Here is a 591-nt window from a genome sequence, read left to right as displayed (position 1 = left end):
CAAATATGCCGTCTATGGCAAATTGTTCGGGGCCATGGGTCTTGAGAATGGCAAGAGCTATTCGGTCTCGAGCAATCTCGGCTTCCGCGCCAAGTGGTAAGCTGAACATCAAACAAACATCTGGCCCCGGTTATTCGGGGCCAGATCTGAAGGTGGCATTCACGAGGAAACGATTTTCCCTCATGCAAAACATAGATCGGCGGCAGCGCCAGGGAAAGGAGTGGAAATCAATCACATCATAAGCCGCCAAATGTTGTGTTCATCTCACTTCCCAAGCGCCTCTCCTGAGAAGGCTTTAGCAGTTTTGGCAAGTTATGATTCAACCGGCTTAACAGGAGCCTCACTTTGAAGCCCACCATCCGCGGTGCAGTTCTGATGGCTATGGCCTGTTTGGCCTATGCCACTGTCAATGTAGCTACTCAATGGGCGGGGATGCGCGCCAATATCCCATCCGTCACGATTGGGTTCTGGCAATATTTAATTGCCACGTTGCTAGAGCGTAGACTCATAAACTGATGCACCAGATGCTGACAGCGATCAGTTTGACAGCAGCGAGGAAATTGTACGGGTTCTTGTCGTAGCGCGTGGCGA

1 pseudogene is annotated in these 591 nt (G+C 51.1%); it reads right to left on the bottom strand.

Going from position 1 to position 591, the window contains the following annotated elements:
- Nucleotides 1–505: 505 nt before the first annotated feature.
- Nucleotides 506–591: pseudogene (locus ACTJKP_RS27125) on the bottom strand (IS5/IS1182 family transposase); the annotation flags it as partial.

The organism is Brucella sp. 22210, assembly GCF_052045675.1.
Lineage (GTDB): Bacteria > Pseudomonadota > Alphaproteobacteria > Rhizobiales > Rhizobiaceae > Brucella.
The sequence above is the reverse complement of the archived record's forward strand: the minus strand, read 5'-3'. Positions and strand labels throughout refer to the sequence as shown.